The sequence below is a fragment of the Actinomadura sp. genome (assembly GCF_044508335.1).
GTDB lineage: Bacteria > Actinomycetota > Actinomycetes > Streptosporangiales > Streptosporangiaceae > Spirillospora.
This window is the reverse complement of the sequence record NZ_JBIQHY010000029.1, coordinates 36,005-62,256: the sequence shown is the minus strand read 5'-3', so window position 1 is coordinate 62,256 and position 26,252 is coordinate 36,005. Positions and strand designations below refer to the sequence as shown.

The 26,252-nt window shown below is 70.4% G+C and carries 23 protein-coding genes, 1 tRNA gene and 1 pseudogene; 14 read left to right on the top strand and 11 right to left on the bottom strand.

Annotated features, from left to right (window positions below):
* A partial coding sequence (locus ACIWVC_RS13575; protein WP_396454187.1) for a BCCT family transporter occupies positions 1–444 on the top strand: 444 nt, incomplete at its 5' end.
* Here ACIWVC_RS13575 and ACIWVC_RS13570 read toward each other — a convergent pair.
* Positions 407–1,060: a hypothetical protein gene (locus ACIWVC_RS13570; RefSeq protein ID WP_396446821.1), complete on the bottom strand. Its 654-nt coding sequence runs from the start codon at positions 1,058–1,060 to the stop codon at positions 407–409. The genes ACIWVC_RS13575 and ACIWVC_RS13570 overlap by 38 nt on opposite strands.
* Before the next feature lie 104 nt (positions 1,061–1,164).
* Positions 1,165–1,959 (bottom strand): GntR family transcriptional regulator, encoded by a 795-nt coding sequence (locus tag ACIWVC_RS13565; RefSeq protein WP_396446822.1) that lies wholly within the window; start codon positions 1,957–1,959, stop codon positions 1,165–1,167.
* Positions 1,960–2,384: 425 nt separating this feature from the next.
* Between ACIWVC_RS13565 and ACIWVC_RS13560 the strand changes: the two genes are divergently transcribed.
* Positions 2,385–3,335 (top strand): hypothetical protein, encoded by a 951-nt coding sequence (locus ACIWVC_RS13560; protein WP_396446823.1) that lies wholly within the window; start codon positions 2,385–2,387, stop codon positions 3,333–3,335.
* Positions 3,336–3,358: 23 nt separating this feature from the next.
* Here ACIWVC_RS13560 and ACIWVC_RS13555 read toward each other — a convergent pair whose 3' ends face one another.
* Complete coding sequence (locus ACIWVC_RS13555; protein ID WP_396446824.1) at positions 3,359–4,186, bottom strand: oxygenase MpaB family protein; 828 nt, start codon at positions 4,184–4,186, stop codon at positions 3,359–3,361.
* 100 nt (positions 4,187–4,286) lie between these two features.
* Positions 4,287–5,018 carry an isocitrate lyase/phosphoenolpyruvate mutase family protein gene (locus tag ACIWVC_RS13550; RefSeq protein ID WP_396446825.1) on the bottom strand — a complete coding sequence of 244 codons (732 nt, stop codon included), beginning with the start codon at positions 5,016–5,018 and terminating at the stop codon, positions 4,287–4,289.
* A gap of 119 nt (positions 5,019–5,137) precedes the next feature.
* Here ACIWVC_RS13550 and ACIWVC_RS13545 point away from each other — a divergent pair, with 119 nt between their 5' ends.
* The 4 genes from ACIWVC_RS13545 to ACIWVC_RS13530 all read left to right on the top strand — a co-directional run bounded on the left by ACIWVC_RS13545 (position 5,138) and on the right by ACIWVC_RS13530 (position 11,101).
* Positions 5,138–6,166 carry an alpha/beta hydrolase gene (locus ACIWVC_RS13545; protein ID WP_396446826.1) on the top strand — a complete coding sequence of 343 codons (1,029 nt, stop codon included), beginning with the start codon at positions 5,138–5,140 and terminating at the stop codon, positions 6,164–6,166.
* A 314-nt stretch (positions 6,167–6,480) separates the two neighbouring features.
* Positions 6,481–8,898, top strand: a complete 2,418-nt coding sequence (locus ACIWVC_RS13540; RefSeq protein WP_396454186.1) for a M4 family metallopeptidase — start codon at positions 6,481–6,483, stop codon at positions 8,896–8,898.
* A gap of 76 nt (positions 8,899–8,974) precedes the next feature.
* On the top strand, positions 8,975–10,492 hold the full coding sequence (locus tag ACIWVC_RS13535; protein WP_396454185.1) for a M28 family peptidase: 1,518 nt from the start codon (positions 8,975–8,977) through the stop codon (positions 10,490–10,492).
* Positions 10,493–10,882: 390 nt separating this feature from the next.
* On the top strand, positions 10,883–11,101 hold the full coding sequence (locus tag ACIWVC_RS13530) for a DUF2277 domain-containing protein (RefSeq protein ID WP_396446829.1): 219 nt from the start codon (positions 10,883–10,885) through the stop codon (positions 11,099–11,101).
* 4 nt (positions 11,102–11,105) lie between these two features.
* Here the strand turns inward: ACIWVC_RS13530 and ACIWVC_RS13525 are convergent, their stop codons facing one another.
* Positions 11,106–12,125, bottom strand: a complete 1,020-nt coding sequence (locus ACIWVC_RS13525) for an aspartate-semialdehyde dehydrogenase (RefSeq protein ID WP_396446830.1) — start codon at positions 12,123–12,125, stop codon at positions 11,106–11,108.
* Between the two features lie 97 nt (positions 12,126–12,222).
* Positions 12,223–13,374, bottom strand: coding sequence for an acyl-CoA dehydrogenase family protein (locus ACIWVC_RS13520; RefSeq protein ID WP_396446831.1), 1,152 nt, complete (start codon positions 13,372–13,374; stop codon positions 12,223–12,225).
* A 139-nt stretch (positions 13,375–13,513) separates the two neighbouring features.
* Between ACIWVC_RS13520 and ACIWVC_RS13515 the strand changes: the two genes are divergently transcribed.
* Positions 13,514–13,891 carry a PspC domain-containing protein gene (locus ACIWVC_RS13515; RefSeq protein WP_396446832.1) on the top strand — a complete coding sequence of 126 codons (378 nt, stop codon included), beginning with the start codon at positions 13,514–13,516 and terminating at the stop codon, positions 13,889–13,891.
* On the opposite strand, the gene ACIWVC_RS13510 is transcribed toward ACIWVC_RS13515, so the two are convergent.
* Positions 13,888–15,216, bottom strand: coding sequence for an MFS transporter (locus tag ACIWVC_RS13510; RefSeq protein ID WP_396446833.1), 1,329 nt, complete (start codon positions 15,214–15,216; stop codon positions 13,888–13,890). The genes ACIWVC_RS13515 and ACIWVC_RS13510 overlap by 4 nt on opposite strands.
* 95 nt (positions 15,217–15,311) lie before the next feature.
* On the bottom strand, positions 15,312–15,653 hold the full coding sequence (locus ACIWVC_RS13505; RefSeq protein WP_396446834.1) for a metallopeptidase family protein: 342 nt from the start codon (positions 15,651–15,653) through the stop codon (positions 15,312–15,314).
* A gap of 32 nt (positions 15,654–15,685) precedes the next feature.
* Between ACIWVC_RS13505 and ACIWVC_RS13500 the strand changes: the two genes are divergently transcribed.
* Both ACIWVC_RS13500 and ACIWVC_RS13495 read left to right on the top strand, forming a co-directional pair.
* On the top strand, positions 15,686–17,353 hold the full coding sequence (locus ACIWVC_RS13500) for a metallophosphoesterase (protein WP_396454184.1): 1,668 nt from the start codon (positions 15,686–15,688) through the stop codon (positions 17,351–17,353).
* 73 nt (positions 17,354–17,426) lie between these two features.
* Positions 17,427–17,502, top strand: a tRNA-Glu gene (locus ACIWVC_RS13495).
* Between the two features lie 551 nt (positions 17,503–18,053).
* Here the strand turns inward: ACIWVC_RS13495 and ACIWVC_RS13490 are convergent.
* Positions 18,054–18,740 (bottom strand): annotated as a pseudogene (locus ACIWVC_RS13490) (recombinase family protein); the annotation flags it as partial.
* 123 nt (positions 18,741–18,863) lie between these two features.
* Here ACIWVC_RS13490 and ACIWVC_RS13485 point away from each other — a divergent pair.
* Positions 18,864–19,106: a hypothetical protein gene (locus ACIWVC_RS13485; protein WP_396446837.1), complete on the top strand. Its 243-nt coding sequence runs from the start codon at positions 18,864–18,866 to the stop codon at positions 19,104–19,106.
* Positions 19,107–19,892: 786 nt separating this feature from the next.
* Here the strand turns inward: ACIWVC_RS13485 and ACIWVC_RS13480 are convergent.
* Positions 19,893–20,777, bottom strand: coding sequence for a TRM11 family SAM-dependent methyltransferase (locus ACIWVC_RS13480; RefSeq protein ID WP_396446838.1), 885 nt, complete (start codon positions 20,775–20,777; stop codon positions 19,893–19,895).
* Between the two features lie 206 nt (positions 20,778–20,983).
* Between ACIWVC_RS13480 and ACIWVC_RS13475 the strand changes: the two genes are divergently transcribed.
* From ACIWVC_RS13475 to ACIWVC_RS13465, 3 genes are all read left to right on the top strand, one after another.
* Positions 20,984–22,075: a tyrosine-type recombinase/integrase gene (locus ACIWVC_RS13475; protein ID WP_396446839.1), complete on the top strand. Its 1,092-nt coding sequence runs from the start codon at positions 20,984–20,986 to the stop codon at positions 22,073–22,075.
* A 3-nt stretch (positions 22,076–22,078) separates the two neighbouring features.
* Entirely contained in the window at positions 22,079–22,402 is a 324-nt protein-coding gene (locus ACIWVC_RS13470; RefSeq protein WP_396446841.1) for a helix-turn-helix domain-containing protein, read from the top strand.
* 63 nt (positions 22,403–22,465) lie between these two features.
* Complete coding sequence (locus tag ACIWVC_RS13465; RefSeq protein ID WP_396446842.1) at positions 22,466–24,025, top strand: tyrosine-type recombinase/integrase; 1,560 nt, start codon at positions 22,466–22,468, stop codon at positions 24,023–24,025.
* On the opposite strand, the gene ACIWVC_RS13460 is transcribed toward ACIWVC_RS13465, so the two are convergent.
* Positions 23,989–24,993 carry a hypothetical protein gene (locus ACIWVC_RS13460; RefSeq protein WP_396446843.1) on the bottom strand — a complete coding sequence of 335 codons (1,005 nt, stop codon included), beginning with the start codon at positions 24,991–24,993 and terminating at the stop codon, positions 23,989–23,991. The two genes, ACIWVC_RS13465 and ACIWVC_RS13460, sit on opposite strands and share 37 nt — an antisense overlap.
* A gap of 683 nt (positions 24,994–25,676) precedes the next feature.
* Here ACIWVC_RS13460 and ACIWVC_RS13455 point away from each other — a divergent pair.
* The gene (locus ACIWVC_RS13455) at positions 25,677–25,967 is read left to right on the top strand and encodes a pilin (protein ID WP_207933299.1); all 291 of its coding nucleotides are present in this window, start codon (positions 25,677–25,679) and stop codon (positions 25,965–25,967) included.
* Positions 25,968–26,252 lie beyond the last annotated feature (285 nt).

Here is a 26,252-nt window from a genome sequence, read left to right as displayed (position 1 = left end):
TTCGTGATCTGGGGCGGGGCGTCCACCGGCACCCTGAGCTCGGTGTCGGAGACGATGCTGAACTGGCTGCTGCGCAACGTCGGCTGGCTCTTCGTCCTCGGCCTCGCCATCGGGTACGGGCACTACCGCCGGGGCCGCAGCCAGCTGATCAGCTCGGCGTTCGCGCCGCTGCTCGGGCACCGCCGCGCGACCGGCCCGCTGAGCAAGCTGATCGACATCCTCGCGCTGTTCGCGATCGTCCTGATCCTGCTGTGCTTCGCCCTCTACAAGGACGTCCACGACGACCCCATGATGCGCCGCCAACTCAAGGGCGCCGAGGTCCTGGAGGACGCCGTGGTCGCCGGCGTCCGGGAGCACCAGGGCGACTTCGAACTGCAGATCCGCCCCTCCGCCCCCGACCCCACCCTCAAGGACGACGCTGCACGACCTCGTCCAGCCGACTGATCAGCGCGGCAAGCAGCACAGTGACCTGCGCGGTGGCCACCGACGCCTCAACAGACCCCCCGCGCTGCGGGTCGGGCGGAAGCCAGACCCACCCCCGGCCATGGGTCTCCTTCACCATGACCGGCACACAGGTGAACGCGGACGGCTCGATCACCCCGACGCTATAGGAGACGACCTCCTCGAACAGATGATGCGACACGATGAGCGCGAAGTCGGTCCCGGCCTCGGCGAGCCGGTATTTCAGCGCTCCCGCGTCCAGCAGCCGGAAGAGATGGTTGAGGGCCACCCCCGTGACGCCGTGCTCGTCGAGATGCAGGTATCCGGCGTGGACAGCCACCCTCAGCTGGATCCGCGCCTCCCCGCCGGCCAGCTTGTTGTGCCGCCGGACGCCCGCGAGCAGCCGCACTACGAGCGGCTCCAGCAGGACGTCGATGCCGGCGTCGGGCTCCGCGATGACGAACAGGCCGTCCCCGCGGTCCTCATGATGGCAGGCGTCCCAGCGCAGGCCGGCCGCCTGGCACGACTCCCGCACGATCCGGTGGATGGACGACCGCAGATACCGCTGGATGTCCGGATCTCGACGCAGGCCGAAGGAGGCGATGTCAACGGCGAACATCCCCCTGTGCAGCGTCCGTGGGGACGAGGTCTCCGGTATGGGAATCTGAGCCACCTGCCTCATGACGGGGCGGTCGGCTCCGCCCCAGGTGGACGCGTGAGCGGCTATCCGACGATGGAGATCTGCCCGGTGGCCATGGGCCGTTCGGGGACGTCTCCGATGTCGTAGGACGGCCTGTTGCGATCCGCCGCGTACGTGGTGACCGTCAGGCGAATCGGCAGGGAAGCACTGGTGTAGGCGACACGGTGGACCACGACGACGGGGATCCCGGGCCCGATCTTGAAGAACCTCTTTTCCTCCGGGGTGGGCATCCGGGCCACGAGTTCGTCCCGGTACCCGGACTGCTCGTAGCCCATCTCGGCGAGCGCCCGGATCGTCCCCCGCGCGATCTTCTCCTTGCTCTCGATCTCGGTTCCCCGGACGAGGTCCATCGAGTAGTACGACTTCTGCAGCGAGTACGGCGTGTCGTCGATGAACCGCTTCGAGCCGCGCACGACGACCTGGACGTCCTCGCCGATCTCCAGCCATCCGGCGACCTCCCGGTCCGGGTACTCGATCCGCATCTCGAAGTCGCGGATGCTCGGCTTGCGGCCGGCCGCCCGGACGCCGGAGCTGTAGGAGTCCAGGGGCGAATCGGTCCCGTCCCCGCCCTCCTCTCGGGAGAGGACCACGAAGAACGGGATCGGCCCCTTCGGTACGAACATCCCCCGCCCCGGCTGGATCTGGATCAGGCCCTCGTGCACCAGATTGGTGATCGCGACTCTGATGGTGTTCCTCGACGCACCGAAAAGCCGTTCCAGTTCCGGTTCCGTGGGAATCCGGGCTCCCGGCGCGAACTCTCCGGATCTGATCTTCTCCCGGAGCTCGTCGGCGATCTCCCGGTGCAGCGCATCCGCCATCGGAAATCCTCTCCAGCCGGTCGATGTTCATTTTCACCGGAATCGCGCGCATCGACGCTCCCGGACAGGACATAGGTACCTCACCTACCGGTCGACAATGACCCATCCGCTGCACGCCGGCACTCCGTGATGCCCCGTGGCGTGTCCTCAGCGCGGCGCCCGACCGAGCCAATGGCGCAAACCGGTATACGGACAGGTTGGTATTGGTTATGTGTACTGTCCTGAATCGCGAGAACGGGAGTCCTGCTGACGGCGGACACCCGGAGATGAGAGGCTCTGGCCCCTTACCAACTGCGGACCTGGAACATGAGACCCACAATCCGGTCAGTCACTTCCCAAGATCAGGCAACAAGATCGGCTCATCGGCCCGAATTCCCCAAGCTCCTCGGTCACGTCGCCCACTGCGGGTATGGACGGGCCGGGACGTGCCGGGCGGTCTTCGAGGGGGGACGATGACCTTTGCCAATCAGGCGGACATTCAGCATGAGGCGATCGGCGAAATCGGCGACAAGGATCTTGTCGTGGCGGGCCGGAAACTGGCGATGTTCGCGTCCGCTCCGCTGCACGAACGGCAGCGCAGGCTCACCGAGGCGGTCATCGTCGTGCACGGCGCGCTGCGCAACGCCGGCGACTACTTCCGGTCGATCGAGAAGGCACCGCACCGGCTGGTCGTCGCGCCGCAGTTCCTCACCGAGGACGACGTGCGCGGCGACCCGGAGCGCGCCGAATACCTGCACTGGCGCACGGAGGACTGGAAAGGCGGGCTCGGCTCGGTCAGCTCGTTCACGGTCATGGACGAATTACTGCGCGGGTTGCGCATCCATCCCCGGCTGCGGCGGGTGACCATCGTCGGGAATTCGGCGGGCGGCCAGTTCGTCAACCGCTACGCGGCCGTGGGCCGGGGTCCCGACGACCTCGCGGCGGACGTCCGGTTCGTCGTCGCGAACCCGTCGACCTATCTGTACTTCGACAGGATGCGGCGTAAGGGGAACACCTTCCTTGCCCACAGCGACCCCGCGGTGGACCGCTGGCGCTACGGGTTCGGCGGCGGCGTTCCGGACTACGTGGGCACCGCGCGGCCGGCCGACGACTACTTCGAGCGCTATGTCGCCAGGGACGTCGTCTACCTGCTCGGCGCGGAGGACGCGGACCGCGGCGCGGCGCTGCTGGAGATCCATCCGGCCGCCGAGGCGCAGGGCGCCACACGCATCGAGCGCGGCGAGATCTACTACAGCTACCTGCGCCACAAGGCGGGGCGGGAAGTCCACAAGCTCGTGCATGTGCCCGGCGTCGGCCATGACGCCGGGCAGATGTTCGCATCGCCCCAGGGCCGCGCGCACATCTACGGGCGGCGTGGTTGGTTTCGCCGCCGCTGAGGGGGCCGGGGCCGTACGCCGGGCTAGACGACGGGGCGGCCGGTCTTGATTCGGCGGCGGAAGTCGTAGAGGTAGGCGTTGAAGGGGAACTCGCGGGCCGGGCGCGGCATCGCGCGGTTGGCGAGGCGCATTGCGCGGGTGAAGCGGTCGAAGCGGCGCTGCTGGCGGGGCGTCCAGGTGTAGCCGAGCTCTTCGCGGAACGGCTGCGGCAGGAAGCCCAGGGTCAGGAAGGTGTGGTAGCGGCCGAGGGCGAGGCGCACCGGCGCGTGCAGGAAGCGCAGCTCGACCAGGTCGCGCAGGTAGGTGCGGGTGACGTCGTCCATCTCGATCTTGCGGACGCCGTCCTGCCAGTACTCCTCGAAGGCGGCGCGGTCGGCGGGCCACAGCTCGGGCTTCATCTGCAGGGTCGTGCCGAACCGGGCGCCGTACCTGTACAGCTCCTCGGCCTGCTCGGGGGTCGGCTTCCCGTACAGGATCTCGTAGATCATTTCGAGGCCGTAGTACAGGCACGCGGCGACCCAGAGCTGGAGCTCGGGGTCGAACGCGTTGTAGGCGACGGGCTCCTTCGCGCGGACCTGCCGGTGGGCGCGGTTGACCTCCTGGCGCAGCGCCTCGCGCTCCTCGTCGGTGCCGAGCATCGCGACGGCGATGTAGGTGAGGGTGGTGCGGCCGCGCTTGACCGGATGCCTGTCGACGCGGCCGCTCTCCACCTTGCTCTCCGCGACGCCGTGCCCGATGGGGAGGCGCGCGAGCTGCATGACGACGTTCGCCGCGGCCGCGGCGAGGGCCAGGCCGCTGATGGAGTCGAGGACGACCTTCGGGGTCTGCGCCTCCGCCGCGATCGCTGTCATACCGCCCTCACTTCCTGAGACATAGAGGCGAATTTCGTCTCACTGTGCCAGTGTAAGTGAATGCTTGCAAGGGCGCCCGGACGTGGGCGCCCTCACAGCGTCAGGCGTACGGGTCCTCCATGGCCTTGATCCGGGTCGCGAACTCCTTCAGCGTGTCGAGCGCCCGCAGGTAGCCCATGGGGCCGTAGGACACGCGGGCCACCCCCGCGGCGGCCAGGTCCGCGAGGGACGTGCCGGGCGGGTTGTTCGCGTTGACCGGCCCCGGCAGCCCCTCGACCAGGGCGGGGACGGCGTCCATCGGCGCGACGATCGGGTAGACGCAGTCGGCCCCGGCCTGGAGGTACAGCCGACCCCGCTCGATCGCGGCCTCCACCGGGTCCGGCACCCCGCGGATGAACGTGTCGATCCGCGCGTTGATCACCAGGGCGTCGCCGGCGGCGGCCCGGACGGCGGCGAGGAACTCCGCCTGCTCCTCCGGCTTCGCCAGCTCGCCGGCGTAGGTGTCCTCCAGGTTGCAGCCGGCGGCGCCGATCGCGAGCAGCCGTTCGACCAGCTCGGCGGGCCGCAGCCCGTAGCCGGCCTCGGCGTCCACGGTGACCGGGACGGTCGCGGCGCGGATGACGCGCTCGGCGGCGGCGAACATCTCCTCCGCCGGCGCACCCTCGTGGTCGGGGTAGCCGAGCATCGCGGAGACGGCGGCGCTGGCGGTGGCGAGCGCCGGGAACCCCGCCTCCTGGACGATCTGCGCGCTGCCGGCGTCCCAGACGTTCGGCAGCAGCAGCGGGTCGCCGGGCCGGTGCAGCTCGCGGAGCTTCGCAGCGTTGTCAGTCATATGGGTCTCCTTCCCTCATGAGTGCAGACCAGGCGGCGCGCCGGAAGGCATCGTGCCCGACCCGCCGTCCGCCTGGGTTAGCGTCAATGTGATCATCCACCCGCGATGAGGGAGCGCCCATGCTGCCGTGGTCGGCCGAGTTCGCCGGACGCCTGGAAGAGCACACCGTGAGCAGCGAGCTGCTGCGCGGCAACCCGCTGAAGGACCCGCACGAGCGGCCGCTCCTCGTCTACGTCCCGCCGGGCTACGACGACGAGCCGGACCGCCGCTACCCGAGCGTGTACGTGATCACCGGGTTCACCGGGCACGTCGGGATATGGCGCAACCGGACGCCGTACCGCCAGCCGTTCCCGGAGACGGCGGACGCAGTGTTCGCGTCCGGCGAGGCCCCGCCCGCGATCGTGGTGTTCGTCGACGCCTGGACCGCGCACGGCGGCAGCCAGTACGTCGACTCGCCGGGCACCGGCCGCTACCACTCCTACATCTGCGACGAGGTCGTCCCCTGGGTCGACGCCCGCTACCGGACGCTCGACGCGCCCGAGCACCGCGCGATCAGCGGCAAGTCCAGCGGCGGCTACGGCGCGATGATCACGCCGATGCTGCGGCCCGACCTGTTCGGCGCCCTCGCGACGCACGCCGGCGACGCGCTGTTCGAGTACTCCTACCTGCCCGAGTTCCCGAAGTGCGTCCGGCACCTGCGCAAGTACGACGGCGACATCTGGCGCTGGTGGAACGACTTCAACTCGCGCGCGTCGTTCACCAAGCCGGAGGACATGGACCTGCTCAACGTCCTCGGCATGGCGCTCTGCTACACCGCGCGCGAGGACGGCGCGCCGGAGCTGCCGTTCGACCCGGTCACCGGGGTGATCCGGCAGGACGTGTGGGAGCGCTGGCTGTCCTTCGACCCGGTCCGCATGGTGCCGGCGCACGCGGAGGCGATGCGCTCGCAGCGGGCGATATGGATCGACGGCGGGACGCGCGACGAGTGGTTCCTCGACATCGGCGCCCAGGCGTTCCACCGGGCGCTCCTCGACAACGGCGTCCGGGAGGACGTGATCCACTTCGAGCTGTTCGACGCGGGCCACGGCGGCATCGACTACCGCTACCCGATGGCGCTCGCCTGGCTCTGCCGGCGCATCGCCCCCTAGCCCGGCGGCGCGGGGCCGCAACGCTCACCGCGCGCCGAAGGTTCCCACCGGCACGGGCCGGGCCGACAAGATCGGCCCGGCCCGTTCGCGCTGGATGCAAGGGGTTTTTCAGTGGTTTCGTTCACTCAATTGAAAATCCAATAACAAATGGATTCATTGACACTTTTCACAATTCGGGTTGCACTTCGGGCAGCTCATCCGGATGAGTCCCCCATCCATACCCCCGCCGGGCGACCGGTGGCCCCGCGGAGCGCTCCCACAAGGAGCTCCACGTGTCCCCGCGCACCGCCCCGGCACGTGGAAGGAGCACCCCCGTGAGACACCAGACCGCGATCGGGGCGGCGGTGCTGTCCGCCGGCCTCGCCGTGGCGATGTCCTCCCCCGCCACCGGTGCGACCGCCCGCACCGCCCCCGCGGCCCCGGCCAAGCCGGATCCGCGCACCGTCGCCGCCGCCTCGGCCGACCGCCTGGTCGCGGCGAAGCCCGCCGAGTTCAAGGTCGCCGCGAAGGACGGGATCGTCCGGCGCGGCGTCACGTCCGGGCTGCGCGGCCTCCAGCACGTCCAGTACGAGCGCACCTACGACGGCCTGCCCGTGTACGGCGGCGACTTCGTCGTCACCACGAACGCGAGCGGCGGCGTCCTCAGCACGTCCGTCGACCAGACGAAGAAGCTCAGCGTGTCGACCAGGGCGGAGATCAGCGCGGCGAAGGCCGCGAAGACCTCCCGCGCCCAGGTGTCCGAGGTGGACAGCGCGACCGCGCCCCGCCTGATGGTGGTCGTCGAGGGTTCCGGACGGCTCGTCTACGAGACCGTCGTGAGCGGCACCCGGAAGAACGCCCCGACGAAGCTGCACGTCCTCGTCGACGCGAAGACCGGCAAGGTCGTCAAGACGTGGGACGAGGTCCGGGACGCGGCCGACGACCGCAGCTACTACCACGGCACCGTCGACCTCAGCACCGCCGCGACGTCCATGACGGACCCGCAGCGCTCCGGCGTCCGGTGCGGCGGCCAGAACGGCTCCACCTACACCGGCCCCGACAGCGCCTGGGGCAACGGCAGCGGCACCGACCTGGAGACCGCCTGCGTCGACGCCCTGTACGCCGTCCAGAAGGAATGGGACATGCTGGGCGAGTGGCTCGGCCGCAGCGGCATCAACGGCCGCGGCGGCGGGTTCCCGCTCCGCGTCGGCCTCAACCAGGCCAACGCCTACTGGAACGGCAGCTACACCAGCTTCGGCCGCAACCAGGCAGGCACCAGGCAGGCCACGTCCGTGGACGTCGTCGGGCACGAGAACGGCCACGCGGTCTTCACCAACACCCCCGGCGGCGACAGCGGCGGCAACGGCAACGAGAAGGGCGGCATGAACGAGTCGGCCGGCGACATCTTCGGCGCGCTGACCGAGCACTACATGAACGAGCCGTCCACCTTCGACCCGCCGGACTACCTGGTCGGCGAGGAGGTCGACCTGGTCGGCTCGGGCCCGATCCGCAACATGTACAACCCGCAGGCGCTCGGCGACCCGAACTGCTACTCGTCGTCGATCCCGCGGACCGAGGTGCACGCGGCGGCCGGCCCGCAGAACCACTGGTTCTACCTCCTGGCCGAAGGCTCGAACCCGTCCAACGGCAACCCGGCCAGCCCCACCTGCAACGGCTCGACCGTGACCGGCATCGGCATCAAGAAGGCCGGCCAGATCTTCATGGGCGGCCTGAACCGCAAGGTCACCAACTGGAGCCACGCGCGCGCCCGCGTCGAGACGGTCAACGCGGCGCTGGAGCTGTTCCCCGGCTCGCCGGCCGAGTGCAACGCGGTGAAGGCCGCGTGGAGCGCGATCAACGTCCCGGCGCAGAGCGGTGAGGCGTCCTGCGGCACGCAGCAGCAGAACGACTTCTCGCTGTCGCTGAGCCCCGGGTCCGGCGGCGCGCAGGCCGGCGGTACCGTCACCGCGACCGTGAACACCGCCGTCACCGGGGGCAGCGCGCAGCAGGTGGCGCTGTCGGCGACGAGCAGCCCGTCCGGCCCGACCGTGTCGTTCTCGCCGAGCACCGTCACCGCGGGCCAGTCGGCCACGATGACGGTCCGCGTCCCGGCGGGCACCGCCGACGGGACGTACCGGATCACGGTGCTCGGCGACGGCGCGTCCGTCGACCGCACCGCCGTCTACACGCTCACGGTCGGGAACGGCGGCCCCGGCGGGACCGTCTTCTCCGACGGCTTCGAGACGGACCAGGGCTGGACCACCGACCCTGACGGCTCCGACACCGCCACCGCGGGCGCCTGGGAGCGCGGCACCCCGCAGCCGACGAGCTGGTCCGGCATCAGCCTGCAGCTCGCCGCCGCCGGCGGCAGCGGCGCCCTGGTGACCGGCGCGGCGGCCGGGACCGACGCCGGGACGTACGACGTGGACGGCGGCGTCACCACCGTCCGGTCCCCGGCGATCAGCCTGCCCGGCGGCACGCTGTCGCTCAGCTTCGACTGGTACCTGGCCTACCTCAACAACAGCTCCACCGAGGACTACCTGCGCGTCCGCGTCGTCGGCTCGAACGGCGCCGGCACCGTGCTGAACCAGAGCGGCGCCATGGCCAACAAGGCCGGGGCGTGGCAGACGGCGACGTACGACCTGTCCGCCTTCGCGGGCCAGTCCGTCCGCATCGTCGTGGAGGCCGCCGACGCGGGCTCCGCCAGCCTCGTCGAAGCCGGACTCGACAACGTGAAGATCACCCGGTCCTGACCGCCTCCCGCACGCGGCCCGTGACGGGGCCCGCTCCCTCGTCACGGGCCGTTCCCTCCCCCGACTCGGAGGATCGATGAGATCGCGCACCATGGCGGTGCTCGGGGCGGCGGCCCTGACCGTGTCCGCCCTCCTGCCCCTCCCGGCCTCGGCGGCGCCCGCCGCGGCCGCCGCCCCCGACATCCCGCTCGCCAACGTCAAGGCCCACCTGTCGCAGCTGCAGGGCATCGCGAACGCCAACGGCGGCAACCGGGCCCACGGCCGCCCCGGCTTCCGCGCCTCGCTCGACTACGTGAAGGGCAGGCTGGACGCGGCCGGCTACCAGACCAGCGTCCAGTCGTTCTCGCGCAGCGGCGCGACCGGCTACAACCTGATCGCCGACTGGCCGGGCGGCGACACGGACGACGTCCTGATGACCGGCGCGCACCTCGACAGCGTCACGGCCGGGCCCGGCGTCAACGACAACGGCTCGGGCACGGCGGCGGTGCTGGAGACCGCGCTCGCCGTCGCACGCGAGGGACACCGGCCCGACCGCCACCTCCGCTTCGCGTGGTGGGGCGCCGAGGAGCTCGGCCTCGTCGGGTCGACGTACTACGTCGACAACCTGCCGCCGAGCGAACGGTCGAAGATCACCGGCTATCTGAACTTCGACATGGTCGGCTCCCCCAACGCGGGCTACTTCGCCTACGACGGCGACGGGTCGTCCGGCAGCGGCGGCCCGGCCGGGTCCGCCGAGATCGAGCGGGTGCTCCGGTCGTACTTCTCGTCGATCGGCGTGCCCGTCCAGGACACGGCGTTCGACGGGCGCTCCGACTACGGCCCGTTCATCCGCGCCGGCATACCCGCCGGTGGGCTGTTCACCGGCGCCGAGGGACGCAAGACGTCCCAGCAGGCGCAGCTGTGGGGCGGCCAGGCGGGCGTCGCGTTCGACCGCTGCTACCACTCGTCGTGCGACACCACGTCCAACATCGACGACACCGCGCTGGACCGCAACGCCGACGCCATCGCGCACGCCGTCTGGACGCTCGGCGGCGACGGCGGGACGCAGCAGCCGCCCGGCGACACCGTCCACTCCGACGACTTCGAGACGGCCACCGGCTGGACGGCCGACCCTGACGGCTCCGACACCGCCACCGCGGGCGCCTGGGAGCGCGGCACCCCGCAGCCGACGAGCTGGTCCGGCATCAGCCTGCAGCTCGCCGCCGCCGGCGGCAGCGGCGCCCTGGTGACCGGCGCGGCGGCCGGGACCGACGCCGGGACGTACGACCTCGACGGCGGCACCAGCAGCATCCGGTCGCCGGCCATCGCGCTCCCGGCGGGGGCGAGAACGCTGTCGTTCTCCTGGTTCTTCGCCCACCTGAACAACAGCTCGTCCGCCGACTACCTCCGGGTGCGGGTCGTGGGGCCGAACGGGTCCACGACCGTGCTGAACCAGACGGGCGCGGCGACGAACCGCGCCGGGTCCTGGCAGACGCAGACCGCGGACGTCTCCGGCTACGCCGGGCAGACCGTCCGCATCCTGGTGGAGGCCGCCGACGCGGGCTCCGCCAGCCTCGTCGAAGCCGGCCTGGACGACCTCAAGATCACCACGTAGGCGCAGCTCAAAGGCCGGTTTCAGTGTTTTCCACGAGCCCGTTCACACAATTGAAAATCCAGTGCCGGATGGATTCGTTGACACCCGGCAGGCCCGCGCGGTGCACTGCTGAACAGCCCGCCCTCCACCCCCAGGGCTGATCACCGGCGGGCGCACGGCACGAATCTCGGCCCGAGCCGTGCGACCCGCCACCGGGGTCCCCGCCCCCCGCCGGACCCCCGGGCGCTCGTGTCTACAGTTCCCAGGACACGAGGGCCCGGGGGCCCAACTGTGTCTGCGGCCGGTTCCCTCCCCTTTTCGGACGCGATCGCGGCGCCCAGGGGTGTCGCGTGGGCGCGGCGGTGGCCGGGCACCCCGCGAAACGTCCGACCTCAGGGTCACAATGGGAGCATGTGTCGAAGCATCAAGACGCTCCGGCCGCCCTATGCGGAGGACGTCACCGACGAGGACGTCCGGGCGGCGGCGCTCCAATACGTCCGGAAGATCTCCGGGTTCCGGGCGCCCGCGGCCCACAACGCGGAGGCGTTCGAGCGGGCCGTGGAGGAGATCGCGCACAGCACGGCGGCCCTCCTCGAAACGCTGGAGGTCCGAGGAGGGCGCGCTCGCTAGGTCCTCACTCGGCGGCGACGAGCTCGGCGATCTGGACGGTGTTCAGGGCGGCGCCCTTGCGCAGGTTGTCGCCCGAGCAGAACAGGGCGAGGCCGTTCTCCACGGTCTCGTCCCGGCGGATGCGGCCCACGTAGGTGGGGTCCTGGCCGGCGGCCTGCAGCGGGGTCGGGACGTCCGACAGGACGACGCCGGGCGCGCCGGCGAGCAGCTCGCTCGCGCGCTCCGGGCTGATCGGGCGCTCGAACCGGGCGTTGACCTGCAGCGAGTGGCCGGTGAAGACCGGGACGCGGACGCAGGTGCCCGACACCTTCAGCTCCGGGATCCCCAGGATCTTGCGGCTCTCGTTGCGGAGCTTCTGCTCCTCGTCGGTCTCGGCGAGGCCGTCGTCCACGATCGAGCCCGCCATCGGCAGCACGTTGAACGCGATCGGCCGCACGTACACCGACGGCTCGGGGAAGTCCACGGCGGTGCCGGAGTGGGTGAGCCGGTCGGCGTTCTGGACGGTCTTGGACGCCTGGTCGTGCAGCTCGGCGACGCCCGCGAGGCCGCTGCCCGACACGGCCTGGTAGGTGGACACGACGAGGGCGGTCAGCCCGGCCTCCTCGTGCAGCGGGCGCAGCACCGGCATCGCGGCCATCGTGGTGCAGTTCGGGTTCGCGATGATGCCCTTGGGGCGGTTCCGCGCGGCGTGCGGGTTGACCTCGGCGACGACGAGCGGGACGTCCGGGTCCATCCGCCAGCCGGAGGAGTTGTCGACCACGACCGCGCCCGCGGCGGCGACCTTCGGCGCCAGGGCCCGGGACGTGGTCTTCCCCGCGGAGAACAGCACGATGTCGAGGCCGGCGTAGTCGGCGGTCTCCGCGTCCTCGACGGTGATCTCGGTGCCGTCCCACGGGAGCCTGCGCCCCGCCGAGCGCGCCGAGGCGAACAGCCGCAGCTCGTCGACCGGGAATCCGCGTTCGGCCAGGATTTCGAGCATCTTGGCCCCGACCTGTCCGGTGGCCCCGACGATGCCGACTCTCATGCCGCTCCCTCTGGTAGATCGCTTGACCCGGTGAGTCTGCCCAGGTCGATGGCGCAACGTCCAGGCAATAACACTACGCGGAAAGGTCGACCGCTCCTTAACGGAACGCGTCGAGGCCGGTGACGGCCTTCCCGAGGGTGAGCAGATGCACTTCCTGCGTGCCCTCGTAGGTGAGGACGCTCTCCAGGTTGTTCATGTGCCTGATCACCGGGTATTCGAGCGTGATCCCGTTCGCGCCGAGGACCGTGCGGGCCTGGCGGGCGACGTCCAAGGCCGCGCGGACGTTCGCGAGCTTGCCGAACGACACCTGCTGCGGTGTGACCTCGCCCTCGTCCTTGAGGCGGCCGATGTGCAGGGCGACGAGCCCGGCCTGCCCGAGGGCGACCTCCATCCAGGCGAGCTTCTCCTGCGTGAGCTGGAACGACCCGATGGGCCTGCCGAACTGCTCGCGGGTCTTGGCGTAGTCGACGGCCGCCTCGTAGCACGACCGCCCGGCCCCGACGGCGCCCCACAGGATGCCGTAGCGGGCCTCCGAGAGGCAGCCGAGCGGCCCCCTCAGGCCCTTCACGTTCGGGAGCATCGCCGATTCGGGGAGCCGCACGTCGTCCAGGACGAGCTCGGAGGTGACGGACGCGCGCAGCGACAGCTTCTGGTGGATGTCGCTGCTGGTGAACCCGGGCGTGCCCTTGGGGACGAGGAACCCGCGGATCCCGTCGCCGGTCTGCGCCCAGACGACCGCGACGTCCGCGATCGACCCGTTCGTGATCCACATCTTGGTGCCGTTCAGCACCCAGTCCGCGCCGTCGCGGCGGGCGCGGGTCAGCATGTCGCCCGGGTCGGAGCCGCGGTCGGGCTCGGTCAGCCCGAAGCAGCCGATCGCCTCCCCGGCCGCCATCCGCGGCAGCCATTCGTTCTTCTGCTCCTCCGACCCGTACTTGTGGATCGCCGCCATCGCCAGGGACCCCTGGACGGACACGAAGCTGCGCAGCCCCGAGTCGGCCGCCTCCAGCTCCCGGCACGCCACCCCGTACGCGACGGCGCTCGTCCCGGCGCAGCCGTAGCCCCGCAGGTGCATCCCGAGCAGGCCGAGCTCGCCCAGCCGCGGGGCCAGCTCCCGGGCGGGGAACGTCCCGTCCTCGAACCATCCGGCCAGGTGGGGGGCGACCTTCTCCGCCACGAAGGCGCGCACGGTGTCGCGGACCATCCGCTCCTCGTCCGTGAGCCGGTCGTCCACGCGCAGCACGTCCATGCTGGTCTCCTCCGTTCCGGGGCCGTCCGCCCACGAGGGTACGTCGGGGACGGCGCCCCGGGCGGCCAGGGGTGGACTCAGGGGTGAATCAGGGCGAATCCCGATGTCCTATCCGCCGCCCGCTGGGCATGATCGAGGCATGGACATGAACAAGGACACCGCCCAGAACAGCACCGACAACACCGCCCAGACCGACAACACCGCGCAGACCGACGACACCGCCGCCAAGAAGCTCCGGCGGCCCCGCGACAACCGGATGCTCGCCGGCGTGTGCGCGGGCGCCGCCGAGTTCCTCGGCATCGACGTCAACATCGTCCGGATCGGCCTGGTCGTCTTCAACCTCTTCGGCGGCGCCGGCGTCGGCCTCTACCTGATCGGGTGGGCGCTGATCCCGGAGGAGGGCGCCGCGACCTCCATCGCCGAGGACTTCATGAAGAACGTGAGCGAGTCCCCGAGCGTCAAGGACGCCGTGAAGAAGACGAAGGAGTCGCTCAAGAAGGAGCGCGCCGGCGCCTAACCCGCCCGGCCCGCACCGGACATCTCGCCCTCGCCCCGGCCGGGCGGCGGGGCCGCGGCGACCGGGCCCGCGCGCTTGCCGGCGATGACGCCGCCGCGGACCTGGTTCCAGCCGAGCGTCAGCATCGCCGCGCACGACAGGCCGAGGACGCCCGCGAGCGCCACCACCGTCTCCGGCCCGAGCACCTGCGCCGCCGCGCCGCCGACCAGGATGCCGACGCCCTGGCCGGCGAGGATGCCCGACTGGGCGAGCCCGAACGCCTGCCCGCGCCCCGACGCGGGGACCGCGGCCACGAACGCGGTGTTCGCCACCAGCTGGTAGGCGCTGCCGACGCCCGACAGCGCCCACAGCCCGACCACCCACCACAGCGGCGGGTGGACGCCGGCGCCGACCAGCGGCAGGCAGGCCAGCATCGACATCCATCCCATCGCGTGCAGCCGGTTCGCCGGGCGGACGAACCGGCTGAACAGCAGCGAGCCGACCACCATCCCGGTCGGCATCGCCGCGAGCAGCAGCCCGGCGGTCACCGCGCCGCCGCCGAACGTCGCCGCGTACGGGACGGCCAGCCCCTCGGGGATCACGTAGAACGCGCACAGCCACGCGAACAGCACCAGCGACCGCAGCACCGGGTCGCCGAACACGAGGCGGGCGCCGTCCCGCGTCCCGCGCAGCAAGCGCAGCGACTCGCGCTCCCCGCGGCGCGGGGCGGCCCGCCGCCGCAGCCCGCCGATCAGGATGACGGCGGACGCGCCGAACGTCAGCGCGTCCAGGGCGAGGGTCTCGTACGTCCCGACGATCGCGACGACCGCGCCGCCCGCCAGGAAGCCGAGCACCTGCGTGACCTGGTGGGTGATGTTGGCGATCGCCGAGCCCGCCACATATCTGTCGCCCTCCAGGACGTCCGGCATGACTGCGGCGCGCGCGGCGGAGAACGGCGTCCCCAGCAGGACGACGAGGAACACCAGCGCCGACAGCACCCCGACCGGCATCACCACCAGCGCCATCACCGCGACGAGCGCGGCCCGCAGCACGTCGCAGACGACCATCACCGTGCGGCGCGGGAACAGGTCGGCCAGCCCGGACAGCACGGGCCCGCCGAGGATCGGCGGCAGGTAGGTCAGCGCGTAGATCAGCGCCGTGAGCAGCGTCGACCGCGTGTGGTCGTACACGAGCACGGCCAGCGCGACCTGCGCCAGCTGGTCCCCGATGTACGACAGCGCCTGCGCCAGCCAGAGGGCACGGAACTCCCCGACCGCGAACACCTCGCGGTAGGTCGCCTGCTCCTCCGGCGGACGACGATGCCGGCCGGTCTGCCTTCCCGCCACGCACGCTCCAGTTCAGCCCGCCCGGTACGGGCGCCCTCCCCTATTAACTCACGCTGCGTGGCAGTTACGTGACCTACAGTGCACAATTCTTTGCGTCAGTATCCGAGTTCGTGCAACTTCCCGTCGTCGATCCCGAAGTGGTGGGCGATCTCGTGCACCACCGTTATCCGGACTTCTTCCACTACGTGCTCTCGTGTGTCGCAAATCCGGAGAATCTCGTTGCGGTAGATCGAAATGTGATCGGGCAGGACGCCTCCGTACCAGTCGCCCCGCTCGGTGAGGGGTACCCCTTGGTACAGGCCGAGCAGGCCGCGCTCGGGCGCGTCGTCCTCCACGACGATGACGACGTTGCGCATGTGGGCGGTCAACTCGGGTGGGATGGTGTCGAGGGCCTCGGCCACGAGGTCCTCGAACTCATCGCGCGACAACTCCATCACGCCATCGATTCTGCTCGATAGAAGGGGAACACGTGCCCAAGGTCCGCGCCGCGTTGACCAAGGCCATCGCAGCACTCCGCGCGTTCGGCGCCGTCACCGCCGACCGCGTCCACCGGTTCGGCTCCCCCGTCGCCCGGCGCGTCTCACCGTTCCTGGCACACCGCTGGACGCGCCTCGGACTCGTCATCGTCATCGGCCTGGCCGGCGGCTACCTCGGCCTCATCGCCGGCGGCCGCTACGTCACCCCGGTCGGCCCCACCGACGTCCAGCTCACCCTCCAGCCGTCCCTGCACGGCGGGACGACCCTGAAGCTGCCTCCCCTCGGCTCCCTGCGCCTCGACACCCACGAGGGCCCGGTCACCCTGGAGGCCCGGCTCACCGACCTGCGCCCCGACCAGGCCAAGAAGCTCATCGAGGACGACACCGAGATCGACCGCCTCACCGACCGGATCGCCGGCCAGATCCGGCACGGCCTCATCGAGCTGCTCGTGCGCGCCGTCCTGATCGCGCTCGCCGCGAGCTTCGCCGCGTCCCTCATCCTCTTCCGCTCCTGGCGCCGCGCCCTCCTCGGCCTCGGCTCCGCCGCCGCCGGCCTCGTGGCCGTCACCCTGCTGACCTGGGCGACGTTCAACCCCCAGTCCATCGCCGAACCCCGCTACACCGGCCTGCTCGCCAACGCCCCCCAGATCGTCGGCGACGCCCGCAGCATCGTCGAGCGCTTCTCCGCCTACCGCGCCCAGCTCGCCCGCCTCGTCGGCAACGTCTCCGAGCTCTACACCACCACCTCGACCCTGCCGACCTACGAGCCGGACCCGTCCACCATCCGCGTCCTGGACGTCTCCGACATCCACCTGAACCCCGCCGCGTGGAACGTCATCAAGTCCGTCTCCACCCAGTTCAAGGTCGACCTCATCATCGACAGCGGCGACCTCATGGACCACGGCAGCAAACCGGAGGACAAGTTCGCCGACGCCATCTCCGACCTGAAGGTCCCCTACGTCTACGTCCGCGGCAACCACGACTCCAAGGAGACCCAGAAGGCCGTCGGCCGGGAGAAGAACGCCATCGTCCTGGACGACGACACCCGCGAGGTCAAGGGCCTGCGCATCTACGGCGTCGGGGACCCCCGCTTCACCCCCGACAAGAGCACCCGCGACGACTTCGTCGGCGCCGACCAGCTCCGCGCCGAGGGCCTCCGCTACGCCTCCAAGCTCCGCGCCTCCGGCACCACCCCCGACATCGTCGTCACCCACGACCCCACCGAGGGCGAGGCGTTCTCCGGCATCACGCCCCTGATCCTCGCGGGCCACACCCACTCCCGGTCCACCAAGCTCCTCCCCACCGGTACCCGCCTCTTCATCCAGGGCTCCACCGGCGGCGCCGGCCTCCGCGGCCTCGAACACGAGGAGCCCACCCCGATCGAGCTGTCCGTCCTCTACTTCAGCCGCGCCACCCACCGCCTCCAGGGCTGGGACGACCTGCGCCTCGGCGGCCTCGGCCTGACCTCCGCCCAGATCGAACGACACCTGGAACCCGACCCCGACCGCACCATCAACCCGACGCCCCCGGCCTCCTCCCCACCCGCCTCCCCGACCTCCCCGTTCCCGTCCGAGTTCCCCTCGGACTGGCCGTCCCGCAGCCCGTCCCCCACCGAGAGCGCCCCCGGCGCCCGACTCCCGTCCCCCACCCGCACCGGGTAACCGTTTGCACGCCGCCCCGCCACGTCCTCTAGACTGACGAGGTCGAGTGGCGACCGCACCCGCCACCACCCGGGCCCCCTTCGTCTAGCGGCCTAGGACGCCGCCCTTTCAAGGCGGTAGCGCCGGTTCGAATCCGGTAGGGGGTACCAACGGAACCGGCTCGACCGGAACCGATCACCGCGTTTGCGGCGTCGCGCTGCATATCGACGATTTCGGATGTGATCGTCACCTCGCAGTCCACGAGGCTTTTCTCCCGGTCGTGGTGCATCTTCAACCCGAAGACATCCAGCAGCCGCCGCAGCGTCGGCTCAGGGAGTAGTTCCAGGTCGACCGGTCCGGTCGGCAGCAGATCCAGCAGTTCGGGTGCCGGGCGGAGGGGCGCCGTCTCCTGGAGTTCCCGGAGCCTGGCCTGTTCTGCCTTCAGATCCGCGGCGATCTCGGCGGCGCGCTCGTTGACACGTTGAACGAGTGCCGGGGTCGGCTCTTCCAGGTTCTCCAGTGGATCGAGTATGCGCGCTTGCCTCCGCGCCAGGTCCTTGATCTTGGCTTTGGCCGTCGCGACCTGCCTCTGGTGCTCGTGTAGGTGCTCGCCGTCCATGTGGGCGAGAAGCGCCCGCAGGCGTTCGCGGCGGTGGGCACCGAAGATCTCGCGGTTGAAGAACTCGTTCAGCCCCTCCAGCAGAGGCTTTTCCCGCACCCGGATCACGGCGGGATGCCCGTCGGGCAGGTAGGCGCGCTTCGGGCTGCACACGTAGTAGGTGTGGCCGGAGTCCTGCTTGCCGAACATCCGCCGCCCGCACAGCCCGCAGGTCATGTAGGACCTAAGCACGAAGACCCGCCGAGGCTTTTTGGGCCTGCTCGGGCCACCTGAGCGACTCCGGGACCGTGCGTTGTCGCGAGCGACCCGTTGCGCCGCGGTGAAGACCTCGATCGTCACCAGGCCAGGGTGAGTGGGCTCACCGGACCACACCCACGCCTCGGGCGGGTTACTCCTCCCGCCCGCCGACGAGGTCGCTTTCCGATTCCACACCATGTAGCCGGTGTACTTGGGGTTGCACAAGACGTCGCGGACCGAGGAGTAGGTCCACCTGCCCACACTCCGGGACTTGGCCATGGCGACTGGTGCCGGATTCCGCTCCAGGTCGACGTTGAGACGGTCGGCGATCTCCTGATACCCCAGGCGTTCACCTATCCGCATCTCGAAGATCGCCTGGACGACCGGGCCCCGCACTTCGTCTGGGACCAGCACGTGCTTGGTGGCTCCCTGCTCTCGGCGCGCGGCCACCGGGTGGGGGACCTTCTTGGCCGCGTACCCGTACGGCGGACGGCCGACGTTGAAGCCTTGCTGGGTGTGGATCTCGAAGCCGCCCCAGGACTTCTCCAGCATCTCCAGGACGTACCACTCGGCCACGCCCTGCTTCACCCGCCGCGTAAGTACCTGAGATGAGCGTTTCCCATTGAGGTTGATCGGCTCGTCAGAAGCCCACAGCGGGATGCCGAGGCGTTCGAGATGATTCTCGATCTGGGTTCCGACGTAGGTGCGGCGCGCGATCCGGTCGACGGACTCGCAGATCACCACATCGAACCGTCGGTCGGATTGGGCAGCCTCCAGCAGCAGGTCCTGGATGCCACCGTCCCGCGGAATCGGGATGTTGAACCGCTCGTGTCCGCGCCCGAATCCACGCGTGTCGAGATCCTTGCGTCCGGACTCGATGTCGTAGAAGTGCGCGACGATGACGGCCTGTCCCGGTAGCGCGGTGTGCAGCGCGGTCTGGCTGTTGGCGAGTTGGCGCGGGAGCGACAGGGTCGGATCCTGCTTATCCTCGGTCGAGGTCCGTCCCGCGAAGGCCACCCGTAGTGGCCCGTCCAGCCGAAACCCGCCGCCGGGACCGGTCAGTCCTGCGGATCGGCTGCTCTGGGTCCCTCTGGTGAACACCTCGAGTGGGATCGGGCTGCGTGATTCGCCCACCAAGTCAACACCTCTCTGATTGCGCCTGCCTGTGCCCGAGCCAGCTCACCCTCGAACGACGGGTCCGCAAGGTTCAACCGCCAGGTCAGCCGCGGCTGCTCGGCACTTGCCTGTGTCTGCTTCTCCGACTCGCTCACCGGTCCGCCATCCACCGGGGAGCGGGGATGTGGTGGCCCGTGTGCGGCCAGGCCAGACATGACGGCACACCTCTGGGCTCAAGAACAAGGCTGCAGACACGGCGACCGTTACAGCACTCACCACGGCGGCGATCGAGGTCGTCACCCTTGCTCTTTCCGTGGAGATGAAGACTGGTCTGCGGGTGGACAGGCGGCACAGTGACAGGCGGGGTGATGTGCTGAGACCGTCCCGCCGGACTGGTCAGGTGCCAGGCGTCGCCGCATCGGTAAGCGCGTAGCCGGATGCCGGGGGCCGCGATGCGGGCGGCCCGCCGGGCCGTGCGGCGGGTGGTGTAGCGAGCACGCCCACAGCGCCCGCACAGACCAATCTGGAGAATGGCCAGCATCTCCAGCACCCGGTTACGCCTTCCCTGCCTACTGCGTCGGTTCTTGGTCAACGGCTCGCCTCCGGCAGGTCGGTCGAGGGCTGGAAGACCAAGAGATCCTCATGAGCGGTGGCACAAGCGGGAATGCCTCGGTCGCGGGCACGGCGGGTTTCGAGCATCTGAAAGAAGGAGGCCCGGTTGACCAGTCGGCCGTCCCGCAAGCCCGCTAGGAGAGCGGCGTACCGGCCGGTCAGCGCCAGGCCGTGGTGGCGCGCGGTCTCGATGACCTGGCCCGGTAGATCGATCAGCTCGCCCTTGGCCCGGATGGGACGGACGGTGACGGCGATCACACCGCCAGGTCTCAGCAAGGTGGCGCTGCCGACGAGGATCTGGCCAAAGCCGCCCAAGAGGCCGGGCAGGGGCAGGTATGCGAGGTTGCCGCGGTCGGTGGAGTAGCGGTGGTGGCGTTTGAGAATTCTGCCGCCGCCGTTGTCACGTCCGGAGCTGATGTGTCCGTGGGTGTGGGAGCCGTAGGGCGGTGAGGTGAGCACCAGCGCTGCTTTGCCGTGCAGGTTCCGGTAGATGGTGGCGATGTTGCGGGCGTCGCCGCAGGCGAGTTGGGGTGTGCCGATGGCGCCTTGGGTGTGCGCGTGGCGCAGGTTGTTCAGGGTGAGGTGGACGAAGTCGGGCTCGTACTCCACGCCGGCGGCGTCGCGGCCGAGGTGAATGGCCTCGACGAGGGTCGTGCCGATGCCGCACATCGGGTCGATGACCAGGTCACCGGAACGAGTGAAGGCGCCGATGACGGTGGCGGCGATGGCGGGCAGCATTTTGCCGGGGTGGCGCATCGACTCGGGTGTGTAGCGGCCGTGGCGCTGCAGCCGGGACGGGCGCTGCCCGGTCGCGAGGACCGACGGCAACGCCTTGGTGCGGGAGAGGTGTTCGTGGTTCATCGGGTCCTCCCGTTGTGCGGGCTGTCGGTGCCGGGTGAACTCTGTGCAACAACCCGCAGGTTCCTGTCTGTGTGGCTCTGTGCGGCCGTCTGCTTGTGGAGCTGGGGCTGGTGTTTCGCGGTCTCGGGCTGTGCGATCATGGCCTGCTGATGGATCTTCAGGGTTTCTGAAGACATTTCGTTGGCTCCGATCGAGCTGTGGCTTGTGTGAAGGTGTGGTGGCTCGGGTTGGGTCTGGCGGCGGTCCGGGATCTTCGGGATGTGCGTGCGCCTGCCGGGCCCGAGGAGGTCGCGGCGTTCGAGACCGATGTACTGGCCGGGTTCGTGCTCGCCCGGGCGTCTGCGGGGCTCGCCGACAGCACGGTCAGCGGTGATGTCGGTCATCTGGACCAGGTCCGGGCTTGGCTCGGCCGCCCGTTGTGGGAGATGCAGCCCGCCGACGCCGATCTGTATTTCGGTCGTGTGCTGCGGAAGGCGGCGAAGGGCACCCGGCTGGCGCGAGCGCAGGCGCTCAAGACCTACTTCCTGTTCCTGGAACTGCGGCACCAGGCCGAGATCCACCAGCTGACCGGGCATGTGGTGGCGTGCCCGATCGATGAGATGAACCGGCCGCGCGGCGGACGCGGGGCGGCGCTGCGGATCCCCCCATCGACCGCCCAGATCGACCGGCTGTTCACCGGATGGCGGGCCGATCTGGCGACCTGCCGCAAGTTCGCGCCGGCCGCCCGCAACTACGCCGCCGCCAAGTTGATGGCCGACGTCGGGCTGCGTATCAACGAGGTCCGCACCCTGGACCTGGCCGACGTGAAGTGGGGGCTGGGCCGGTTCGGCAAGCTCCATGTCCGGCATGGCAAGGGCGCGCGGGGTTCGGGTCCGCGTGAGCGGATGGTGCCGCTGATCAACGGTGCGGACCGCACGTTGCGGTGGTTCGTGCAGGACGTGTGGGGCCATTTCGACGACGACCACACCCGGCACGGCGCACCGCTGTTCCCCTCCGAACGCCGCAACGCCGACGGCTCCAGCGGCCGGATCGGAGACGACCGGCTCCGCGCCGCGCTCGCCGAGGCCACCACCCGGCACCTGCCGGACTGGACGGCGAAGCTGACCCCGCACGTGCTGCGGCATTTCTGCGCGAGCCAGCTGTATTCGGGCGGGATGGACCTGGTCGCGATCCAGGAAACCCTCGGACACGCCTGGATCGCCACCACGATGCACTACGTGCACGTCCACCGAACCCACGTCGAAGACGCCTGGATCGCCGGCCAGGAACGTGCCGCCGCTCGGCTGAAGGGATTGTGAACCGTGAGATGGAACCTGCGCCTGGCCGCGGCGAACCGCGGCATCTGGAAGGCCTCGGAGCTGCAGCGCAGCCTGGCCGAGCACGGTCTTGTCATCTCGGCCGGCAAGATGTCGGGGCTGTGGTCCGGGCAGCCGGTCTCGGTCAAGCTCGCCGACCTCGACGTCATCTGCAAAGTCCTGGACTGCCAGATCGGCGAGCTGCTGATCCCCGAACCAGAGAAGGTCGACACCCTGCCCCAGGCCCAGGAACCGGCCGCCGCCGCGGGCTCGTCCGGCCCGACAGTGCTGCCTCGCCGTCGTGACGGCCGTTCGCTTCCGCCCACCTGACCGGTGAGCCGAACACCCAAGTGGCCGGCGGCCAGCTGTCTGGCCTGTGACGCCTGGGGCGGCATGGCCCACCGCGGGCTCTGCCCGCCCTGCTACGGCTTCCAGGCGCGCAACCCCGGCACCGGCCCCTGCGCCGCCTGCGGCCGCGACCGGCATCTGAAGAAGGACCACTGCCGGTCCTGCTGGGTCCAGGCCGGCCTCGACCGGCCCCCGCCCAAGGCCCCCCGACACCGGATGCTGCTGCCCTACGTCCGGCAGGTCCGCCACCACCAACTGCTCCTCGCCGGAACCGGCGGCGTGCGCGACACCGTCCCCAAACGGCCCCGCCGTCACGGTGTCGGCAGCGGCGCCCCCGGCCTGGCCGCCAAACCGCCCCCGCCACCGGCTTCGGAGCCCCGGCCCTCCTGGCTGCAGCTTGCGCTGCCCGGCCTGCCGCCCGGATACCGGCACGGCCGCCTCAACCTGCGCAGCGACCCGCTCCCAGACAACCCCTGGCTGGCCTGGGGCCTGCACGTCGCGCACCAGCTGGCCGAACTCCACGGCTGGAGCGGCAACGTCGCCCGCGCGGTGAACCGCTCCCTGGCCACGCTGCTGACCGACTACACCGGAGCCGACCCCTTGCGCGCCTCGGTGATCTGGCCCCTCCTTCGCCAGCGGGCCACCACCGCGCCGACCCGCACCCTGCACGTGCTGACGACCATGGGCATTCTGGTCGAAGACCGCCCCACCACCTTCGACCGCTGGCTCGCCCGCAAACTCCACGGTCTGGCCCCGGCCTTCGCCGAACCCGCCGCCCACTGGGCGCGGACCCTGCATGACGGCGGACCCCGCTCCCTGCCCCGAAACGACGTCACCGCCCGCAACTACCTCGCCGCGGTCCTGCCCGCCCTGCAGCACTGGGCCACCCGCTATGACCACCCGCGCGAAGTCACCCGCGATGACGTGCTCGACCACGCCGCGACCCTGCAAGGCCGGCAGCGTCAGTACGCACTCACCACCCTTCGCTCCCTGTTCGCCTGGGCCAAGAAGAACAACCTCGTCTTCGGTGACCCCGCCGCCCGCGTCAAGGTCGGCCGGCTCGAACACGGGGTCTTCCAACCCCTGGAACCCGAGGACATCGACCAGACGATCACCGCCGCGACCACGCCCCAGGCGCGCCTCTACATCGCACTGGCCGCAGTGCACGCCGCCCGCCACAGCCAGATCCGCGCCCTCACACTCGACGACGTCGACCTGCCCAACCGACGGCTCACCATCGACCGGCGCACCCGCCCCCTGGACGACCTGACCCACCGCCTCCTCACCGACTGGCTCACCCACCGCCGCACGACCTGGCCGGGCACCGCCAACCCCCACCTGATGATCAGCGCCATCAGCGCCAACGGCACCGCCCCCGTCAGCCACGCCTGGCTCAACCGGATCCTGCGCGGCCTGCCCGCCACCCTCGAAGCCCTGCGCATCGACCGGCAGCTCGACGAAGCCCTCACCAACGGCGCCGACCCACTGCACCTCGCGGTCGTTTTCGGCCTGAACGCCACAACCGCCATCCGCTACGCCGACTCCGCCCGGCAACTCCTGCGACGCCCTCACGAACACGCCCCCCCGTCTTCACCACGAACCTGAGGGTCCTCAGGCGGAAAACCCCGCCACCCACCCTCGGGTTCATCGCGAGAACCCTTCGGTTTTCCTGAACCCGCGGGCATCTTGGGTTTGCTGAACAGGGACACCGTGGCGTGGACCCCGACCGTGGGCGGATGGGCGCTGGAGCGGGTGTCGCGCAGGTGCGCGAGGTCAGTGGGGCCGGCCTGCACGACCAGTGCGTCGCCCTCGATTGGGACGCGCAGCGCGATGACGTGCTGGACGTAGCGGAACCCGAGACTCTGGGCGTGACGGATGATGCGCGGTGCGGGGTCGATGAGGCGTCCGGCCTGGTGACGGGCCGTGGTGATGACCGCCAGGACGCCGCCGGGGGCCAGCACCCGCCATGCCGATGCGATGAACAACCCGAGTTGTTCGCTGGAGAGCATCCACAGGTCGGCCCGGCATGCCGGGCAGCCCGTGGCTGCGCCGCGCCTGGTGTTGTGCCCGCCGGTCTCGTAGGGCGGCGGGGCGCCTATGACCAGGGAGACCTGTCCGAGGTGGTCCGCCAAGCCTTTGGCCATCTGGTCGGGCCGGACGGGACGCATCTGCACTCGCGTCAGGTGCCGCTGGTCCAGGGTGGCGCGGAGCCGGGTGCCGATGTGCTGGGCGAGTGGGAAGTGCGGGACCAGCGCGATGGCGCGGCGGTCGAGTTCGGCGGCGGCGACCAGGGTGGCTTCACTGGTGGTGAAGCCTTCGGCGACCAGTGCCCCGTCGCTGGTGCAGGTACTGATCAGGTGCTGAGCCAGTTCCCGCCCGACGGTCTGGCGGTGCTGAACGCAGACTGCGGTACCGGACTTGTCTCGGTTCGAGCGGGCGCCCGGTCCGGGAGACCTTTCTACGCTGCGAGGGTCCGAGCACAGCCAGACGGTCAGCGGGACCATGCGGCGCTGACCGGCGGGCGGGTTGTTGCTGCTGGGTGGGTGGTGCGGGCTGGACGGCGTGTGGTTCATGTACTGGGTGACCCGAGACGGCCACCCGATCCCCGTGCACTGATAAAGCACCGCCGCAGGGCCCGGTTTTCACGATCGGCCGCGTCATGATCTGGTCAAGGACAGCCGAGCGGCCCGTGACTGGGCGCTCATCCCCATGCGGACGGCTTGAGAAGCCGTAAACGCTTATCGGCTCGGGGCTCGCTACGGCTCACGGTGGGGTGACTCGTCCACTGGATTACCCAAGTCTTGGTCAAGGATGCCGCGGAGACGGTGAATCGGGGCCTGTTCGGCGGTGCTTCATGGGTGCCAGTCGAGATCGCCGGTGAACGGTGCGGCCCTTGAGCGGACGGCCAGAAACCCGGTCCCCGCCGCAATCATCCGTCTCGCATGTCCCGTCAGGAGGACACCCGCAGCCCGAGGGCCGCGCCGTTTCCCCGCTGATCGCACGGCTGGCAGCCGATTTCCGTCGATCACATTCCGGAGACGCTGCCATGCGCACCCGCACACACTCACACCGAATCGTCCATCAACTCGCCTCAAAGTGGCCTGCCCGAAACCCCAGTGGAAGCAGCCGCCTTGTGCGGCCCGGCACCACCTCATCTGCGCCCGTTCCATCCGCAGGTCGCCGTGTAACGCTGCGCCGACGGCCGTCGCGGCGGCGGCTGGTGGCGGAGTCGGTAGTGTGGACGGTCGGGTGTGTGATGACCGCGCTGCTGGTCCCCGGTGTCGCCGAAGCCAGCACCAACCTCGCCGCGGCCGCCTCGCTGGATGAGGTGATCAACAACCTGCGGGATGTGATCGTGGGGTTGTTGGTGGGGTTGGCGACGTTGTTCGCCACGATCGGCGGGGTCCGCTACATGCTGGCCGGCGGTGACCCCGGTGAGGTCGAGGCGGCCAAGAAGACCCTCCGGTACGCCGCTATCGGGTACTCGGTCGCGGTGCTGGCGCCGCTGCTGGTCAAGATCCTCCAGGGCATCGTCGGCGCACCGTGACCGCCCCGACGTGCCCGCCCGCTCGTCCGCGTAGGTCCGTGGCGTCCGCCATCGCGGTGGCGCTGCTGGTCATGTTGACGGCGAGCATGGTGCTGGGTGCGGTGGCCGGACCGGTCTGGAGTGCAGCCGATCCCGCACCCCAGCCAGCGATGACTCCGTCACCCCAGGCGCCCGCTACTACGCCGCCGCCGTCTTCGCCGCAACCATCCGCTCCGGTTGAGTCTCCGCTCCCGTCGCAACCTGGTGAACCGGCCCGGTCACCGGCCCCGGGCTCTTCACCGGCTC